Raw genomic sequence first — 16,975 nt, 5'->3', positions numbered from 1 at the left:
CTCCGCGCCCGTTTGACCGCAGGAGCAGGGCCCATGACCCGAGGAGAACGCGCATGTACGTCCGATCCACCGCCGCGGCCACCGCCGCCCTTCTGGGACTCGCCCTGACCTTGTGCGGTGCGGGCTCCGCCTCGGCCGCGCCCGGTCAGGACTGGCTGTCCAACCCGATCGTGTACGCCCACCGGGGGGCTTCGGCGTACGCCCCGGAGAACACCCTGGAGGCGATCGACCTCGCGAGGGACATGGGCTTCGACTGGGTGGAGAACGACGTCCAGCGCACCCAGGACGGGGAGCTCGTGGTCATCCACGACGACACCCTGACCCGGACGACCGATGTCGAGCAGGTGTTCCCCGATCGCAAGCCCTGGAAGGTGAAGGACTTCACCGCGGCGGAGATCGCCCGGCTGGACGCCGGCAGCTGGTTCGGCGAGGAGTTCGCGGGCGCCCGTGTACCGACCCTGCGGGAGTACATGAACCGGGTCCGGCACAATCGGCAGCGGCTGCTCCTGGAGATCAAGAAGCCGGAGCTCTACCCGGGCATCGAGCAGCAGACCCTGGACGTGCTGGGCGAGACCGGCTGGCTCGAAGAGCACCACGTGGCCCACCGGCTGGTGGTCCAGAGCTTCAGCACCGCCTCGGTCCGCACCGTGCACGAGCTGCGCCCCGACCTGGTCACGGCCTTCCTCGGCACCCCGGCCCTCGCCGACCTGCCGCGGTACGCCGAGTTCACCGACCGGATCAACCCCTGGCACACCACCATCGACAGCGACTGGGTCGCCGCCGTGCACGGGCTGCTCGGCGCCCACGGCAAGGCGCTCGAAGTGGACACCTGGATCGTGGACGACGCCGCGACCGCCCGGAAGGTCCGGGACATGGGCGTGGACGGGATCATCACCGACAACCCCGACGTCGTGCGGGAAGCGGTCGGCGGCTTCTGACGCGTGCACCGCTGTCGGTGCTGTCGGTGCTGTCGGCGCTGTCGGTGGGGGGCCGTACCGTGAAGAGGTGGACACTCCTGAGCCCCGCGGGCCGCACCTCGAATGGACCGTCGTCGACAGCGGCGGCACCGGCATCGGACCGCTGCTCCTCGCCGCCACCCCCGAGGGCCTGGTCAAGGTCGAGTTCCATGCCGGACCGGACCGGGCCGAGAAGATGATCGGCGCGCTGATCTCCCGCCTCGGCGCCGACGCCCGGCGCCCGCCGCCGGGCGAGGAGGTGCTGCTGGCCGAGCCGATACGCCAGCTGAACGCCTACTTCGCCGGTACGCTGCGCCGCTTCGACCTGCCGCTCGACTGGCGGCTCAGCTCCGGCTTCAACCGGCAGGTCCTGCTGGAGCTGGACCGCACCGTGCCCTACGGGGCGGTCGTGGGGTACGGCGAGCTGGCCGCCCGGGCCGGGGCCCCGGGCGCGGCCCAGGCCGTCGGCAACGCCATGGGCTCGAACCCGCTGCCGCTGGTGGTGGCCTGCCACCGGGTCGTGGAGAACGACGGGGGCATCGGCGGCTTCGGCGGCGGCGTGGAGACCAAGCGCCGCCTCCTGGCCCTGGAGGGGGTACTCCCCCAGCCGCTGTTCTGAGGGCCGCCGTGCTCCCGGCGCCCCCCGTGCTCCCCGTGCTCCCCGTGCTCCCCGTGCCCCCGGAAACCCTGTTCCGCCCGCCCGGTGAGGGGTGCGAAACTGCGGCGGTGACCACACCTTGCGCCACGCCAGCAGCCCTTCCGCACCCGTCTCGGAGGTGGACCGCGTGAGCACCGTGCCCGGCACCGCCCGGCCCGCCGTCACGGTCACCGCCGCCGACCTGCCCCGCCTGCGGCGCCGCACCTCCGGGGTCCTGATCGCCGGCCAGGTGCTGGGCGGGATCGGCGTGCCCATCAGCATCGCCCTGGCCCCGGTCCTGGCCACCGAGGTCAGCGGCACCGAGTCGCTCTCCGGTTTCGCCTCGACCGCCTCCGTGATCGGCACCGCGGCCGTCTCCCTGCCGCTCGCCGCGCTGATGACCGCGCGCGGCCGCCGGCCCGGCCTGGTCCTGGCCTACGTGATCGGCGCGGCCGGAGCCGCCCTCGTCGTCCTCGCCGCCTCGATCAAGAGCTTCCCGCTGCTGATGCTCGGCATGGCCGCCTTCGGAGCCGCCTCCTCCGCCAACCTCCAGGCCCGTTTCGCCGCCGCCGACCTCGCCGAGCCCGACCACCGGGCCCGGGCGATCTCCGTCGTCGTGTGGGCCTCCACCATCGGCGCCGTGCTCGGACCCAATCTCTCCGCCCCGGCCAGCCGCAGCTTCGCCGGCACCTCCATACCCCCGACGGCGGGGCCCTTCATATGGGCCGGCGCCGTCTTCCTGCTCACCGCCACGCTGATCGGCCTACTCCTGCGCCCGGACCCGCTGCTGACGGCCCGCGCGCTCGCCCCGTCCGAGGACCAGACCCGCGCCGGGCGTTCGCTGCGTGCCGGGTTCGCGGCCTTCAAGGCCTCCCCCCGGGCCCGGCTCGCGCTGCTCACCATCGCGGTGTCACACACCACCATGGTCTCGATCATGGTGATGACCCCGGTCGACCTCGGGCACCACGGAGCCGGGCTCCAGCTCATCGGGCTGGTCATCAGCGGGCACATCGCCGGCATGTTCGGCTTCTCGCCGGTGATGGGCTGGCTCGCCGACCGGATCGGCCGGCTGTCCGTGATCGGGCTCGCCGCCGGGCTGCTGTCCGTCGCCGCACTGCTCGCCGGCACGGCCGACGGGAACCACACCCAGAGCGGCGTCGGCCTCTTCCTGCTCGGCCTGGGCTGGTCAGCCGGCATGGTGTCCGGCTCGGCGCTGCTGACCGACTCGGTGCCGCAGCCCGCGCGTGCCGCCGTACAGGGACTGGGTGACCTCACCATGAACACGGCCGCCGGGGTCGGCGGCGCCGCCGCCGGGCTGGTCATGTCCCAGGCGGGCTACGGCTGGCTCAACGCGGCCGCCGCCGCCCTGCTGCTGCCGATGGCGGCGCTCGCGCTGTTCACCTCGCGGCGCCGTCCGGTGAAGGCCCCGGGCACCGGCGCGGATACCGGTCAGTAGCTGATGTGGTAGGCCTTGCGGAGGGTCTCGTGGACGGTCCAGGTGGTCTTGTCGCCCTCGCGCAGGACGCACGCGGAGCCGGGTCCGACCTCCAGGGTCTCGCCGCCCTCCACCTCGACGGTGGCACGGCCGCTGACCACCACGAACAGCTCGTTCGCCTCGGTGTCGGTGACCACGCCCGGGGTGATCTGCCAGATCCCGCGCACCTGCGAACCGTCGGGCGCCTCCCACAGCACCTTGCCCGTCACGACGGGGTTCCCGGAGACGATCTGCGCGGGGTCGAGCTCGTCCACTTCCAGCTCGGAGTCGGGGAAGTCCGGGACGGAGACGGCGAAGGAAGCGGGGGCGGGGGCGGGGGCCTCACGGTGATCACTTGTGCTCATGGTCCGGGAGCCTAATCGGGGCGCCCGGCGCGCCGGGGTGACCAGAGCGTCCAGCGCGCGCCCGCCCCACCCGTCACCCTGTCGAGCGGCGCCGCGCGGTGAGCACCGGCTGGTGGACCCTGTGCCTCCTTTCTTGACGCGCTGCTCGCGCGGCCCGGCCCTGGCGGGCCTCCCGGCTTCGCCCCGCTGCGCCGGACGCCGTCCGGCGGCGGCCGGGCGCGGTGGTGCGGCCTGCGGGGCGGAGTTCCCCTACCCGCCCTTCCCCCGTTCCCCGGGCTCTGCCCGGACCCGGTCCTCAAACGCCGGACGGGCTGGAAGGGGTCCCGGGCTGCGGCCGGACCCCCTGGGGCTCCGCCCCGGACCTCGCTCCTCGAACGCCGGCGAGGCTGGATTCGGGCCGGCGTCGGCCCGAATCTGAACGCCTGCTGGCTGGGAAATCCAGCCCCTCCGGCGTTTGAGGAGCGGGGTCCGGGGGCCGGCCCCCGCAACGGCGCCGCACCCGGCCATGGGTCCGGGGCGGAGCCCCGGGGAACGGTGGAAGGGCGGGTAGGGGACCTCGCCCCGCCCAGCGGCGCACCCGCGGACATCCAGGCCGATGCGGCCACCCCAGGTCCCCGCGCACCCGCCTCCCGGGCGGCGCGGACGACGCGGCCGACGCGGGCAGCGCGGGCAGCGCGGGCAGCGCGGGCGACGGAGCCGGGACTCAGGTCGGTGCGGGCACGCTACCGGGGCGGGTTCGCGCCGGTGCGGCGTCCGGGCGTTTGGGGTGCCGGATCGCGTGCCAGGGATGGGGACATGTCACAGCACACAGCATCTGAGCACACGGGTTCGTCCTCGGCCGCGGTCCCCGTCCTGTCGGAGGAGGTGCGCGAGGCGCTGGAGCGCCGGCAGCCCGTCGTGGCGCTGGAGTCCACGATCCTCGCCCACGGCCTGCCCCGCCCCCGCAATCTGGCGGTGGGCCTGGAGCTGGAGGAGTTGGTCCGGGCGGAGGGAGCCGTTCCGGCGACGATCGCGGTCGTCGACGGCGTGGCCCACGCCGGGCTGGACAAGGCCCGGTTGGAGCGGATCGCGGGCGGCGAGGGCGTACGCAAGCTCGGCCACCGGGATCTGGCCCCGGCCCTCGCCACGGGGGCGACGGGCGCGACGACGGTCTCGGCCACGGCCTTCCTCGCCGCGCGGGCGGGGCTGCGGGTCTTCGCCACCGGCGGGCTGGGCGGCGTACACCGGGACTGGACGCGGTCGCAGGACGAGTCGGCGGACCTCGCGCTGCTGGCGCGGACCCGGATCACCGTGGTGTGCGCGGGGGTGAAGTCGATCCTGGACGTACCCGCGACCCTCCAGCGGCTGGAGACGCTGGGGGTGGCGGTCCTCGGCTACGGGACGGATCGTTTCCCCGGGTTCTACCTGGCCGATTCCGGCGAGCCGGTGGACTGGACGGTGCACCGCCCGGAGGAGGTGGCGGCCGTGATGGCCGCTCAGGACCTCCTCGGCGGAGCGGAGTCGGCGCTGCTCGTGGCCAACCCCGTGGCGCGGGAGCTGCAGCTCGATCCGGAGCTCCACGACCGGGTCCTGGCCGAGGCGTTGTCGGAGTGCCGCGAGCGGGGCATCACGGGGCAGGCGGTGACGCCGTTCCTGCTGGGGTTCCTGGTGCGCGCGACGGGCGGCGCCTCCCTGGAGGCCAACCTCGCGGCGGTACGGGGCAATGTGCGCCTCGGGGCCCGGATCGCGCGGGCCTGGGCGGGCCGGCCGTGACCGCGGCGCCGGCCGCTCCCACCGGGCCGACGGCCCTGCTGGTCGTCGGGGACGTGGTGACGGATGTCGTGGCGGTGCATGCGGAGCCACTGGCTCCGGGTACCGACACCCCGGCCCGGATCCGGACCCTGCCGGGCGGCGCCGGGGCCAACGCGGCCTGCTGGGCCGCCCGCGCGGGCGCCCCGGAGGTACGCCTCCTCGCGCGGGTCGGCGCCGACTCGGCCGGGTGGCACGAGCGGGCGCTGCTCGACGCGGGGGTACGGCCGAGGCTGGTGGTCGATCCGGTGGAGCCGACCGGGACGGTGGTCGCGCTGGTCGGCGAGGACGCGGAGCGGACCTTTCTGACCGACAGCGGGGCCTCGCTGCGGCTCTCCCCCTCCGACTGGGAGCCCGGACTGCTGGACGGGGTCGCCCATCTCCATCTGTCGGGCTACCTGTTCTTCACGGACACGAGCCGGGAACTGGCCCGTCTCGCGCTACGGGCCGCCAGCGCCCGGAACGTACCGGTGAGCGTGGACCCGGCCTCGGCGGGGTTCCTGGCCGCGCTGGGTCCGGAGCGCTTCCTCGCCGCCGCGGCGGGGGCCGGCGTACTGCTGCCGAACGCGGACGAGGCGCTGCTGCTCACGGGGTCGCACGAAGCGGCCGGGGCGGCCGCGGTCGCGCGGGCGGCGGCGGAGCTGAGCCGGCGGGTGCCGTTGGTGGTGGTCACCCGGGGCGGGGCCGGAGCGCTCATCGCCGAGGACGGCCGGGTGACGGCCGAGGTCGCGGCGGAGAGCGCCGAGGCGGTGGATTCCACGGGCGCCGGGGACGCCTTCACCGGAGCCTTCCTCGCGGCCCGGCTGGCCGGAGCGGGCTCGGCATCGGCCGCGGCGGCCGGCTGCCGGGCGGCCGCGGTGGCGGTGACCCGGCTGGGCGGGCGGCCGTAGGGAGCGGGGCTGGAGGGAGCGGGGTCAGGAGGTGTACTGCTGGTCGAGGGAATCGATGACGCCCGCGCCGTCCAGGTGGTACCGGAAGACGCGGCCCTGGTTCGGGTGGGCGATCAGCCAGTCGATGAGCTGCTGCAGCGTGATCGGCTGGCTCACGGTGCTCGCGACGATGGGGGTGACGGCCGTGATCCTGGCGTCCTCAGCGATGTTGAGGAAGGTTTCCTTGCCGGTGGTCTCGAAGGGTGCGGCGTCCGCGCCGGGGGCGGCGCAGCCCCAGTTGCCGTGCTTGATGATCAGGCTGTGGACCCCGCCTTCCGGGGTGTAGCGGTTGACGGCGATCTCGTCGGGCGAGATCGGCATCTTGTGGTCGCAGGTGGAACCGGGAGTCGGCGTCTTCTTCGTGCCCGCCGGGGTGGCGGTCGACGTGACGGCCGGGGTCGGCTTCTTCGACGGGGCCGGGGAGGGCGACGGCGAGGGTGACGGCGAGGCGGTGCCCGTGGCCGCCGCACTGGTGGCGGGGCTCGCGGGAGTTCCCGGCGCGCCCGCCTCCTCGTCACCGTTGCAGGCCGTGAGGGCCAGGGTCCCGCACAGGGCCAGCGCTGCGAGCGCCGCCTGTGCGCGGGACCGTCTCGCGCCCCGAACCGCCGTGCCGTGTCCGCGCATTGCCTTCTCCCTCTGCCAAGGCGCCACCGGGGTGGCCGCCGTCGAAGCGTGCCGTCAACGTAGCGCCCGGTTCCGGCCGGAGCGATGGCCGGAAGCGATCGTCACCGTGCCGGAATCCCCCTGTTGCCGTTCCCGGACCTCCGTGACGGGGCGGGAGTACGCGGACGTACGCGGACGTACGCGGACGCGCGCACGGCGGCCCCGCGGAGTCAGCCGGTGCCTTTGGCGCGCAGGCCCGTCCAGGCCGGGTGGCGCGGATCGTCGGCCCGGACCAGGGCGTCGGCCCGGTCCGCGGGGCCGGTCTCGGCCTCGTAGCGCGCGAAGGCGGGGAGGGTCCAGCGGGCGGACTCCTCGGTGTGGCGGGCGAGCGCGCCCGGGGAGAGGCCGATGTGGACGCTGAGGTCGAAGGGGAACCAGTGGCCCAGCAGAAGGGGTCCGTGGACGATGAGCACGCCGCCGGGCGGGAGTTCGACGTAGGGGCTGCGGGTGGCCCGGTCGGTGGCCGGGTCCCAGAGGTCGGGCAGCACCCGGCCGGTGCCGCCGGCGTCGGTCGGGCCGAAGACCTCCCGCCAGAGCGCCGCCGTGTCGTACCAGCCGTCGAGGTAGGAGTCCACGTCCTCGCGGCCGAACTCGAAGCGGAGGGAGGCGGGGCGCAGGAAGCCCTCGGCCGCCACGATCAGGACCGAACGCCCGCGCAGGCGCAGTACGTCGGCGAGCTCCGCCGCGAGGACGCCGGTGCGGGCGGCGGGCGCCCCGTCGATGCCCACGCGCAGCCATCCGCCCGCCGGGCGGCCCGTGCCGCTGCCGTGGTCGCCGCGGCCGTCGTCGCTGCCGTTGTCGCTGCCGTTCTCTTTGCGGTCGTTGTCGTTGTCGGTGTCGGTGTCGTTGCCGTTGTCGTTGTCGTCGAGGTGACCGGCGAGCCGCTCGGCCATCCGCTGCCATGTGATCGCTTCCAGCTGCACCAGGCCATTGTCAGTGGTGGCCCCTAACGTTTTTCAGGAGGGATCACCGGCGCACAGGGGGCCGGGGGCCCGGCCTTGGGGAGGGGTCTGTCATGGCTCGCGAGACGACGTATCTGGAGCTGTCCCAGGAGGACGGCGGTGCCCACAAGTTCTACGAGGTCACCGTCGACGGCACGGACGTCTCGGTGCGGTACGGACGCATCGGGGCGGACGGCCAGCTGCAGAACTCCTCCTTCCCGACCGTCGAGAAGGCGCGGGCGGCCGCCGCCAAGAAGGTCGGGGAGAAGGTCCGCAAGGGCTACGCCCCGGCGGTGCGGGGAGTCCGCGCGGCCCGGTCGGTGACGCGCCGCCAGGTGACCGCGACCCCGTCCACCGCACGCGCGGCGGCCCCGGTGCTGTGGCGGTTCCGTACGGGTTCCTCCGCCTTCGGCATCCACGTGGACGAGGACCGCTGCTGGGTCGGCAACCAGGCCGGAGACGTCTACACGGTGAGCCACGACGGTGAGGTGCTGGCCCGCTACTCGCTGCCGGACGGGGTGAAGTGCCTGGTGGCGGACGAGTTCTGGATCTATGCGGGCTGTGACGACGGCACGGTGTACGACCTGTCCTCGAAGGTGCCGTTCGGGGCGTACGACATCGCGGCCGACGTGGACATCTTCTGGCTCGACATCCGCGAGGGCGTGCTGAACGTGTCCGACCGCAGCGGCGGGCTGACGGTCATCGACCACGAGGACGAGTTCCAGTGGTCGCGGCGCTCGGCCGGTGAGAACGCGTGGATGGTGCGGGCGGACGAGCGGGCGGTCTACCACGGCCACAGCAAGGGTGTCACGGCCTACGCCCCGGACGGCGGCGGGCAGTTGTGGCACACGCAGACCAACGGGTCGGTGCTGTTCGGCTGGCAGGAGGACCACGCGGTGTACGCGGGGACCGGCCGCAACACGGTGGAGCGCCTGTCGAAGGCGACGGGCGCGCTGGAGGCCTCGTACCGGTGCGACGCGGCGGTCTACTCGTGCGCGACCTCGCCGGACGGCCGGCACGTCTTCGCCGGCGACCTCGCGTCGTCCGTGTACTGCTTCGATGCCGACGGGCGGCGTCTGTGGAAGCTGGGCACCGGCAGCGGGGCGGCCCTGTCCATGCAGTATCTGGACGAGCGGCTGTACTTGGTGACCACGGACGGTTCGCTGGTGTGCGTGGACGCGAGCGAGGCCGCGATCGCGGCCGCCCGGGAGGGGTCGGTGCCGACGGCCGTGGACGTGAAGTCGGCGGCCGCTCTGCCCGTCTTCACCCCGGCCGCCACCCCTGCGGCCGTGGCGACGGTGTCCGTGTCCTCGGTGCCCGCGGGCGGTGTGGTCGTGGAGTGCGTGCAGCAGGGCCAGCGGATGCGCGTACAGGTGGTGTCGGGCGGCTTCGAGCCCTCCTGGAACGTGCAGTTCCCGCGCGGGATACGGGAGCCCGGCGCCCGGTACGTGGTGGACGGCCTGCACCCGGCGGCCGGAGGCTTCTACCGCGTGCGCGGGGAGATCCGCCGGCTCGTCTGATTGGCGGCCCGGTTCACGGAGCCGGAGCTCACCGCGTCGGCGTGGCACGCGCAGGGCGTGGTCCCGGGCGGGGCCACCGCGGGCAGTGCGAAGAGGTCGCCCTCGGCGAGGGCGGCGGTCACGCAGAGCACGACCGGCTCGGTGCCGAGGTTGCGGCCCAGGTGGACGTGGCGGCGGCCCGCGGGCTCGACGAAGCTGGTGCCGGTGTGATGCACCTCGACCGTGCCGTCGCGCAGGATCCGGGTCAGGGTGCCGGACTTGACCACCGCGATCAGCGGTACGCGGTGGTAGTGCCAGCCGGTGCAGCCGCCGGGCCCGATCTCGACCTCTCTCACCACGAGGTCGGAAGCCACCTCCGCTTTCGGACGCCGGCCCGCAACCCCCGGGCGCCGGGCCGTCGCCTGCCGTCCACCCATGTTTTCCCTCCTCCATGGACCGGCCGCGGCCCACTCGACTCACGGTAGGAGGACACCATGAGGTCGGGGAGGACTCTGTGAAACTACAACTATCCATTCCTACAAGGTGATATACGGCCGGGACGGCGGTATCACTTCGGCATGAGCCTGGTCGTTTTCGAGTCGACGAAGGAGATCCACTGCGCGGAGTGCAGGCAGGGACCGCTGCGCCACCTCGTCCGCGAGGCCGGCGTGCCCCGGTGCCTGGACTGCGCCGACCTCGGACACCTCGTCTACCTGCCGCGCGGGGACACGGCCCTCACCCGCCGGGCCCACGAGGCCAGTTCCCTGTCCGCCGTCGTCGTCCGCTTCCACCGGCGCCGCCGTCGCTACGAGCGCCTGGGGATCCTCGTCGAGGACGCGGCCCTGGCCCGCGCCGAGCGGGCCTGCCTCGCGGACGCCGAGGCGCGGGCCCGCCGCCGGGAGCGCGACCGGCTGCGCCGCGCGGCCGAGGACACCCGGTTCACGGCGGCCTTCGCCGCCGAGATCCTGTGCCTGTTCCCCGGGTGCCCCGAGGACCGGGCCCGGGCCATCGCCGCGCACGCCTCGGTGCGCGGCAGCGGCCGGGTGGGCCGCAGCGCGGCCGGCCGGGCCCTGGACCCGCCGGCCGTGTACGCGGCGGTGCGGGCGGCCGTGCGGCACCTCGACACCGAGTACGACGCCCTGCTGATGGGGGGCGTGCCCCGGTTCGCGGCCCGGGCCCGGCTGGCGCCCCGGATCGACGCGATCCTGGACGGCTGGCGGGCGGCTTCCGAGGCTCCGGCGCAGGCTAGTTGAGCCGGAACCGGCGGTAGAGCAGTACGCCGCCGAGCAGCATGGCGCCGCCGCCGGACAGCAGGTAGCCGATGTCCTCGGCACCGGTGTGGGCGAGCGCCGAGGGGTGGTTGCGCGGCGGGGACGGCGGGGCCGGCGGGGCCGGCGGGGTGACCGGCCGGACGACGACGGGCGGCTGGACGGGCTTGGCGACGACCGGGGTCGAGCCGTTGACGGAGGTGTTGCCCACGGAGGAGTTGCCGACGCCGACGACACTCACCGCGTTGCCGCTGATGTTGACCGGCACCTCGACGGGGAGCTGGAGTCCGTTGCCCGACAGCAGCCCCGGAGAATCCTTTCCGCGCCCCTCGGCCGTCGCACCCCTGCCGGGCCCGCCGTGGCCGCCGTTCCCCGCACCGTTTCCGGCGCCGGGTTTCGAGGGGTGCGAGGGGCGCGGCCCCGGATGGCCGGGCTGCCCCGGATTCCCGCCGCCCGGGGCGGCGTTGACGCACCGGTTCCCGGCCGCCGAATTGAGGACGCCGACCACGCTCACGGTGTTCCCGCACACGTTCACCGGGGCGTGCACCGGCAGTTGCAGCAGGTTCCCCGCCAGCAGCCCGGGCGAGCGCTCCGCCTGGCCGCCCGCCTGCGCGTCGGCGTGGGCGAAGCCGCCCATCCCTGCGACCGCCACGCCACCTCCCGCGACGACCGCCGCGATCAAGCCATTCCGACGACTCTGACGCATCAGCTTTCCTGCCTTCCGGAGGGGTTCACGGGCATGGCACCCGTACCGGAATCAACGCCGTAGACCCGTTCGGGTTATAGCGCCGGTAGGCATTTCACTCCATCGTGTACTGGGTAATCCCTACTTCATGACTCGCCCGCTGCTCCTCCTCGACGTGGACGGCCCCCTCAACCCGTTCCGGTCCCGCCTCGCAGGTCTCCGCGGCTACACCAGCCACCGGATGCGCCCGAGCATCTGGCTGTCCTACCGCGACGCACCGGAATCCCGCAGCACCAGGCGCGGCCTGCGGGTGCGCCTGCACCCGGCCCACGGCGCCCGGCTCCTTGCCCTGCCCTACGAACTCGCCTGGGCCACCGCCTGGACGCACGAGGCCAACACCCTCATCTCCCCGCACATCGGACTATCCGCTGATCTTCCTGTCATCGAATGGCCGGAGCCCTTCATCCGCGACCCCGACGGCCTCTTCTGGAAGACCCGCCCCCTCCTGGAATGGACGGCCGGGCGCCCCTTCGCCTGGGTCGACGACATGATCACGCCCCGGGACCGCGCCTGGGTCGCCGCCCACCACCCGGCCCCGGCCCTGCTCCTGCGCATCCACCCCCGCCACGGCCTGCGCCCGCAGGACTTCACCACCCTGAACCGCTGGGCGGCCGGGCTCAGCCCAGCAGGGCCGTGACCGGGTCCGAGGAGGGGCGGTGCCCCGTGGGCCACCAGTCGTCGTCGCCCAGGCGGTTCTCGTAGGAGTACCAGAGGGCGTCACGGCCGAGCCTGAGCTGGCGGGAGGGGCCCGTGAGCCGGTTCCGGTCGGGGCGGAACGAGCCCTGGCCGGCGGCGAGGAGCGCCGGGCGGGCCCGGTCGAAGGGGCCGGCAGGGGGGTCCCAGGGCTCTTCGAGGGCGAGCAGGGCGGGCAGACCGCCCTGCCTCCAGGCGGCCGCTCCCCGGGCCAGGTCGGTGGTGCTGCGCCCCGTGGCGCGGGCCAGCTCGCGGTAGAGGGAGCGGGCGGCGCCGGTGAGCCCGGCCGTGGGGTGGGCCGAGGCCAGCCGGACGGCGTCCTGCCAGCGGCTCAGCCCGGCCATCGGATCCTCGGCGGTGCGCAGCAGGGCCAGGGCGCGGGCGGCCGCGTCCGCGGCGAGCTGGTCCAGGGCGAGCGGGTCCGGGGCCGCCGGGTCGGACGGATAGGCGGGCGGCATCCCGGCGGCCGAGGGCGCCGCCAGGGGAGCGGGCAGCGGCGGCAGGACGGTGCGGACCAGCGCGGAGCGGGCCGGCACTCCGGGGAAGTCCGGGGTCCCGTCGGGCTGTTCGCGCGCGGCGTGGGCGGCGTTGCGGCGGGTGAGCTCCTCCAGCAGCTCCCGCTCGCCGCGGCCGCGCAGCAGGAGCAGGACGAAGGGGTCGGCGTCCAGGAGCCGGGCCGCGCGGTAGCACAGGGCCGCGGCGTGCTTGCAGGGCGGAAGGGCGACGTCGGGGCAGGAGCAGCGCGGCACGAGCTCTCCCGCACCGGGCAGGACCGACTCGGAGAGGGACTCCGGGACCTCCCGCTCCAGCAGCGCGGCCAGCGCCGTCGGATCGGCGACCACCGACTCCAGCAGCTCGCTCCACTCGGTGTCCGAGAAGGCGGGCAGGGACAGCTCGGTGCGGTACGGCCGCGGCCGGCTGCCCCGTACGTAGGCCACGATCCGGCCCGGGGTGATGGTGACGGCGTCGACGTGGCCCTCGGCCGCGTAGGTACGCCCCCGGGTCAGGCGGGCTCCGTCGCGGGCCACCGCCTCCAGGGCGGACACCCAGGCACGGCCCCACCAGCTGACGGCCTCCGCTCCCGGCGGCACGGTATCGAAGGTGCGGCGGCGGTCGTCGCGGGCGGTGATCACACGGGCCTGCGCAGGGAGACGAGGTCGGCGAGCTCGCGGTCGGTGAGCTCGGTCAGCGCCGTCTCGCCCGAGCCCAGCACGGCATCGGCCAGCGCCCGCTTCGCCTCCAGCATTTCGGCGATCCGGTCCTCGACGGTGCCTTCCGCGATGATGCGGTGCACCTGCACGGGCTGGGTCTGGCCGATGCGGTAGGCGCGGTCGGTGGCCTGTTCCTCGACGGCCGGGTTCCACCAGCGGTCGTAGTGGATGACGTGGCCGGCGCGGGTGAGGTTGAGGCCGGTGCCCGCGGCCTTCAGGGACAGCAGGAACACGGGCACCTCGCCCGCCTGGAAGCGGTCCACGAGTTCCTCGCGGCGCGGAACGGGCGTGCCCCCGTGCAGGAGTTGGTGGGAGATCCCGCGCGCCGTCAGATGGCGCTCGATGAGCCGGGCCATGGTCACGTACTGCGTGAAGACCAGGACCGAGCCGCCCTCGGCGAGGATCGTGTCGAGCAGCTCGTCGAGAAGGGCGAGCTTCCCGGAGCGGTGCACGATCCGGGGCTCCTCCTCTTTCAGGTACTGGGCGGGGTGGTTGCAGATCTGCTTGAGCGAGGCCAGCAGCTTCATGATCATGCCGCGCCGCTCGATGCCCTCGCTCGCGCCGATCACGGCCATCGCCTCGTCGACCGCCGCCTGGTAGAGGGAGGCCTGCTCGCGGGTGAGGGACACGGGGTGGTCGGTCTCCGTCTTCGGCGGCAGCTCGGGCGCGATCCCGGGATCGGACTTCTTGCGCCGCAGCAGGAACGGCCGGACCAGCGCGGCCAGTCGGGCGACCGCCGCCTCGTTGCCCCCGTCCTCCTCCGTCTGGTGCTCCACGGGCCGGGCGTGCCGGGCCCGGAACGCGGTGAGCGGGCCGAGCAGTCCGGGTGTGGTCCAGTCGAGGAGCGCCCACAGCTCGGAGAGGTTGTTCTCCACCGGGGTTCCGGTCAGCGCCACCCGGGCGGGCGCCGGGATCGTGCGCAGCGCCTTCGCGGTCGCCGAGTGCGGGTTCTTGACGTGCTGGGCCTCGTCCGCGACGACCATGCCCCAGGGCTGATCGGCCAGCCGGGCCGCTCCCGCGCGCATGGTTCCGTAGGTGGTGAGGACGAATCCCCCGGCGGGTTGGTCGGCCAGCCCTTCGAGGCTGCGGCCGACGCCGTGGAAGCGGCGCACCGGCGTGCCCGGGGCGAACTTCTCGATCTCCCGCTGCCAGTTGCCCAGCAGGGAGGCCGGGCAGACCACCAACGTCGGCTCGGGACGGTCGCGGTGCAGGTGGAGCGCGATCAGCGTGACGGTCTTGCCCAGGCCCATGTCGTCGGCGAGGCAGCCGCCGAGTCCGAGCGAGGTCATCAGGTCCAGCCAGGCCAGCCCGCGGGCCTGGTAGTCGCGCAGGGTGGCCTTGAGCCCGGCCGGCTGGGGCAGCGGCGCCAACTCCCCGGTCAGCCGGTCCCGCAGGGCGGCCAGCGCCCCCACGGGCACCGCGGCCACCGGCTCCCCCTCGACCTCGGCCGTCCCCGTCAGCACGGCGGCCAGCGCGTCCACCGGGTCCAGCAGGCCCAGCTCCCGCTTGCGCGCCTTGCGCACCAGCTCCGGATCGACCCGCACCCACTGGTCGCGCAGCCGCACCACGGGCCGGTGGGCCTGCGCGAGCGCGTCCATCTCCCCCGGGGTGAGCCGGTCCCCGCCGAGCGCCAGCTCCCAGGAGAAGGCGAAGAGGTGCTCGGCGTCGAAGAAGGCGGTGCCGTCGGTGGCGGAACCGGGCGCGGTGGACCGTACGACCGCGGTCGCGGACAGCGTACGAGCCAGCTCGCGCGGCCAGTGCACCAGGACTCCGGCCTCCGCCAGCCGGGTCGCGGCCCGGCCCAGCAGGTCTTCGAGCTCGGGGTCCGAGAGGGCCAGGACATCGGGGACCGGCTGGTCCAGCAGCCGCAGCAGCGGAGGCCAGACGCGGGCCGCCCGGCGCAGCGCGAGGACGGCGTCGATCCGGGCGCGGGGTCCGAAGCCGGCCGCGGCGGCGCCCGCCCAGAGCATCGAGGCGTCCGTGACCAGGGTCGGGTCGGCGAGGCTGTGCACCTGGACGACGGCGGCCCCGGCGCGGCGCACGTCCGTCCCCGGTTCCGTCCCGCTCTCGGCCTCGTCGAAGAGGCGGAAGGAGGACAGGTCGAGGCGGAGCGAGATCCCCACTCCGGTGTCCGCGCCCGAGGCGACCTGCGCGGCCCAGTCGCGTATCCCCGGGACCTGCTGCGGCTCGCGGGCCGCGAACGGCCGGCCGGCCGCGAAGGGCGCCGCGGGGGTCCGGGGCAGGCTGTCGGCGACGGCGTCGAGGAACGCCCTGACCAGCGCCTCCGGTTCGGGCAGGTGGAGCGGGCGGCGTCCGGCGAGCGGCGTGGCGTACCCCTCGTGGGGAAGGGCGGCGGCTACCGCGCGCAGATGCCCGATGTCCTCGGCGTCCAGGGGCCCGGCCCGCCAGGCGTCGACACCCTCGGGGGTCAGCCCGGGCAGCAGCCGGCCCCGCGCGACGAGGGACAGCGCCTGGACGGCGGCGGTCCCCCAGGCGCGGGTCGCGGGATGCGTGGCGGGCCTGCGGACCGCGCGGACGAGCACGGGCAGGGCGGCGGTGACCGTCAGCGTGACGGCGGGCACCGTGCGGGTACGGACGCCCTCGCCGTGGGGGCGGACCACCTGGAGCGTGGCCGGGGTGCCTTCCGCGGGCAGGGCGTCCCCGTCGGGGGACCAGAACGCGATGCGGCTCTCGCGGGGCACGGCGGCGGGGAGGAACACGGCGGCGTGCCGCGGCAGGGCGGACCCGGACGCGGGCGGCTGCGCCGCTGCGTGCCGTGTCGTCGGCGTGGCCATCGTGTCCCCCCTCTCCTTGCCTCCGCGGGCCGGCGGCTCCGCGGTCTTCCCCGGTCGTCGCGGTCTCCGCCACCGCGTTCGCGATCAGACGGATCTCCTCTGCGTCGAGTCTAGGCGGGGTCACTGACAATGCCGCTGAGCTGCACGTTTCCCGAAGATCGGGAGATCCCGGAACCCGGCCACCCGGTCCGGCCCCGCCGGCGTGTGAGGCACGGGGGTCCGGCAGAGCCGGCCCCGGCAACGGCGCCGCACGCGGCAACGGGTCCGGGCGGGCCCGGGGAACCCGGCGGCCCGGCAGCCCTGCGGTCAGCGGCCCCAGCGGCCCCGCTCGGGGGCGTATCCGTAGACCGGGCGGTCCGGGGAGACGGCGGAGACGCGCCAGGGCCGGCCGGCCTCGTCGAGGCGGAGAGTGCCGGAGCCCGTGGGGCCGCTCCAGCGGAGGTCCAGGGACCAGTCGCAGTCGCATCCGGTGCTGCTCGCCACCACCCGCAGGACGGCCGGTTCGGAGGCGGAGACACGGATCGGGAAGGCGGGGGCTTCGATCTTCTCCCCCTCGTTGTTGCCTGCCACCGGCCGCGCCAGTGGGCGCGGCGCGTCCAGGTTGACCGCGAATCCGGCCGGGGTGAGCCCTCCGCCGCAGCCCTGCGACATCGCGTAGACGTTCCACGGCAGCGGGGACCGCCGTCCGGCGACCCGTACGTCCAGGCCCGCCAGGACCACTGCCTCCGGTCCCGTGCCCAGCAGGGTGACCTCCACGATCTGCGTCCCCGCGTGGACGGCCCTGCGCTCCGCGGCCCACGAGGGCGCGTCCGCCTCCACCGGGGGCGGCGGCACCGCCGAGGGCGCGGACTCGGTGAGGTACGCGTGGTCGCAGCTCGCCGCCCACACGTGCGACCGTACGGCCGCACGCAGGGGCGGGGAGGCCGGCGAGGGGCCGCCCGTCGCCGGGGGCCCGGTCGGCGCACCCGTCGCGCCCGTCGAAGTGCCCGCCGACGCGCCCGTCGCCGGGCC

At 74.9% G+C, this 16,975-nt stretch carries 15 protein-coding genes and 1 pseudogene; 8 read left to right on the top strand and 8 right to left on the bottom strand.

All coding sequences use genetic code 11. From position 1 onward, the window contains the following. Nucleotides 1–53: 53 nt before the first annotated feature. The 3 genes from ABZY57_RS17735 (at nucleotide 54) to ABZY57_RS17725 (ending at nucleotide 3,049) form a co-directional block, all read left to right on the top strand. On the top strand, nucleotides 54–938 hold the full coding sequence (locus tag ABZY57_RS17735; protein WP_356512868.1) for a glycerophosphodiester phosphodiesterase family protein: 885 nt from the start codon (nucleotides 54–56) through the stop codon (nucleotides 936–938). Between the two features lie 67 nt (nucleotides 939–1,005). Beyond that, nucleotides 1,006–1,575 carry a methylated-DNA--[protein]-cysteine S-methyltransferase gene (locus ABZY57_RS17730; protein ID WP_356512866.1) on the top strand — a complete coding sequence of 190 codons (570 nt, stop codon included), beginning with the start codon at nucleotides 1,006–1,008 and terminating at the stop codon, nucleotides 1,573–1,575. Between the two features lie 166 nt (nucleotides 1,576–1,741). After that, nucleotides 1,742–3,049 (top strand): MFS transporter, encoded by a 1,308-nt coding sequence (locus ABZY57_RS17725; RefSeq protein WP_356512864.1) that lies wholly within the window; start codon nucleotides 1,742–1,744, stop codon nucleotides 3,047–3,049. On the opposite strand, the gene ABZY57_RS17720 is transcribed toward ABZY57_RS17725, so the two are convergent. Beyond that, a complete protein-coding gene (locus ABZY57_RS17720) occupies nucleotides 3,043–3,432 on the bottom strand; it encodes a cupin domain-containing protein (protein ID WP_356512862.1) in 390 nt (129 codons plus the stop codon). The two genes, ABZY57_RS17725 and ABZY57_RS17720, sit on opposite strands and share 7 nt — an antisense overlap. Before the next feature lie 795 nt (nucleotides 3,433–4,227). Here ABZY57_RS17720 and ABZY57_RS17715 point away from each other — a divergent pair. Further along, the gene (locus ABZY57_RS17715; protein ID WP_356512860.1) at nucleotides 4,228–5,184 is read left to right on the top strand and encodes a pseudouridine-5'-phosphate glycosidase; all 957 of its coding nucleotides are present in this window, start codon (nucleotides 4,228–4,230) and stop codon (nucleotides 5,182–5,184) included. Further along, complete coding sequence (locus tag ABZY57_RS17710) at nucleotides 5,181–6,110, top strand: PfkB family carbohydrate kinase (protein WP_356512858.1); 930 nt, start codon at nucleotides 5,181–5,183, stop codon at nucleotides 6,108–6,110. The genes ABZY57_RS17715 and ABZY57_RS17710 overlap by 4 nt, the downstream gene beginning before the upstream one ends. Before the next feature lie 24 nt (nucleotides 6,111–6,134). On the opposite strand, the gene ABZY57_RS17705 is transcribed toward ABZY57_RS17710, so the two are convergent. Further along, nucleotides 6,135–6,773 carry a hypothetical protein gene (locus ABZY57_RS17705; RefSeq protein ID WP_356512856.1) on the bottom strand — a complete coding sequence of 213 codons (639 nt, stop codon included), beginning with the start codon at nucleotides 6,771–6,773 and terminating at the stop codon, nucleotides 6,135–6,137. A 209-nt stretch (nucleotides 6,774–6,982) separates the two neighbouring features. Next, nucleotides 6,983–7,735 (bottom strand): uridine kinase, encoded by a 753-nt coding sequence (locus tag ABZY57_RS17700; RefSeq protein ID WP_356512854.1) that lies wholly within the window; start codon nucleotides 7,733–7,735, stop codon nucleotides 6,983–6,985. A gap of 92 nt (nucleotides 7,736–7,827) precedes the next feature. Between ABZY57_RS17700 and ABZY57_RS17695 the strand changes: the two genes are divergently transcribed. After that, nucleotides 7,828–9,273, top strand: coding sequence for a WGR domain-containing protein (locus ABZY57_RS17695; RefSeq protein WP_356512852.1), 1,446 nt, complete (start codon nucleotides 7,828–7,830; stop codon nucleotides 9,271–9,273). On the opposite strand, the gene ABZY57_RS17690 is transcribed toward ABZY57_RS17695, so the two are convergent. Then, nucleotides 9,237–9,626, bottom strand: a complete 390-nt coding sequence (locus tag ABZY57_RS17690) for a cupin domain-containing protein (protein WP_356512850.1) — start codon at nucleotides 9,624–9,626, stop codon at nucleotides 9,237–9,239. The genes ABZY57_RS17695 and ABZY57_RS17690 overlap by 37 nt on opposite strands. Nucleotides 9,627–9,830: 204 nt before the next feature. Here ABZY57_RS17690 and ABZY57_RS17685 point away from each other — a divergent pair, with 204 nt between their 5' ends. Further along, nucleotides 9,831–10,505: a DUF2293 domain-containing protein gene (locus ABZY57_RS17685; protein WP_356512848.1), complete on the top strand. Its 675-nt coding sequence runs from the start codon at nucleotides 9,831–9,833 to the stop codon at nucleotides 10,503–10,505. Here ABZY57_RS17685 and ABZY57_RS17680 read toward each other — a convergent pair. Continuing rightward, nucleotides 10,498–11,172, bottom strand: coding sequence for a chaplin (locus ABZY57_RS17680; protein ID WP_356512846.1), 675 nt, complete (start codon nucleotides 11,170–11,172; stop codon nucleotides 10,498–10,500). The two genes, ABZY57_RS17685 and ABZY57_RS17680, sit on opposite strands and share 8 nt — an antisense overlap. Before the next feature lie 181 nt (nucleotides 11,173–11,353). Here ABZY57_RS17680 and ABZY57_RS17675 point away from each other — a divergent pair, with 181 nt between their 5' ends. Then, nucleotides 11,354–11,902, top strand: a complete 549-nt coding sequence (locus ABZY57_RS17675; protein WP_356512844.1) for a hypothetical protein — start codon at nucleotides 11,354–11,356, stop codon at nucleotides 11,900–11,902. Here ABZY57_RS17675 and ABZY57_RS17670 read toward each other — a convergent pair. The 3 genes and pseudogenes from ABZY57_RS17670 to ABZY57_RS17660 all read right to left on the bottom strand — a co-directional run. Further along, complete coding sequence (locus ABZY57_RS17670; RefSeq protein WP_356512842.1) at nucleotides 11,883–13,091, bottom strand: SWIM zinc finger family protein; 1,209 nt, start codon at nucleotides 13,089–13,091, stop codon at nucleotides 11,883–11,885. The genes ABZY57_RS17675 and ABZY57_RS17670 overlap by 20 nt on opposite strands. Further along, nucleotides 13,088–15,964: an SNF2-related protein gene (locus tag ABZY57_RS17665; protein ID WP_356512840.1), complete on the bottom strand. Its 2,877-nt coding sequence runs from the start codon at nucleotides 15,962–15,964 to the stop codon at nucleotides 13,088–13,090. Before ABZY57_RS17665 ends, ABZY57_RS17670 begins: the two co-directional genes overlap by 4 nt. A 306-nt stretch (nucleotides 15,965–16,270) precedes the next feature. After that, nucleotides 16,271–16,975: pseudogene (locus ABZY57_RS17660) on the bottom strand (transcriptional regulator); the annotation flags it as partial.

Source organism: Streptomyces sp. NPDC006450, assembly GCF_040612195.1.
In the GTDB taxonomy this organism is placed as follows: Bacteria; Actinomycetota; Actinomycetes; order Streptomycetales; family Streptomycetaceae; genus Streptomyces.
Note: the sequence above shows the minus strand (reverse complement) of the source record. Positions and strands in the feature narration are given on the sequence as shown.

Bases quoted from the DNA above. Each gene is read 5' to 3' on its own strand.
- ABZY57_RS17735 (WP_356512868.1), top strand. From the start codon at position 54: ATGTACGTCCGATCCACCGCCGCGGCCACCGCCGCCCTTCTGGGACTC.
- ABZY57_RS17720 (WP_356512862.1), bottom strand. From the start codon at position 3,432: ATGAGCACAAGTGATCACCGTGAGGCCCCCGCCCCCGCCCCCGCTTCC.
- ABZY57_RS17715 (WP_356512860.1), top strand. From the start codon at position 4,228: ATGTCACAGCACACAGCATCTGAGCACACGGGTTCGTCCTCGGCCGCG.
- ABZY57_RS17705 (WP_356512856.1), bottom strand. From the start codon at position 6,773: ATGCGCGGACACGGCACGGCGGTTCGGGGCGCGAGACGGTCCCGCGCA.
- ABZY57_RS17695 (WP_356512852.1), top strand. From the start codon at position 7,828: ATGGCTCGCGAGACGACGTATCTGGAGCTGTCCCAGGAGGACGGCGGT.
- ABZY57_RS17685 (WP_356512848.1), top strand. From the start codon at position 9,831: ATGAGCCTGGTCGTTTTCGAGTCGACGAAGGAGATCCACTGCGCGGAG.
- ABZY57_RS17675 (WP_356512844.1), top strand. From the start codon at position 11,354: ATGACTCGCCCGCTGCTCCTCCTCGACGTGGACGGCCCCCTCAACCCG.
- ABZY57_RS17665 (WP_356512840.1), bottom strand. From the start codon at position 15,964: ATGGCCACGCCGACGACACGGCACGCAGCGGCGCAGCCGCCCGCGTCC.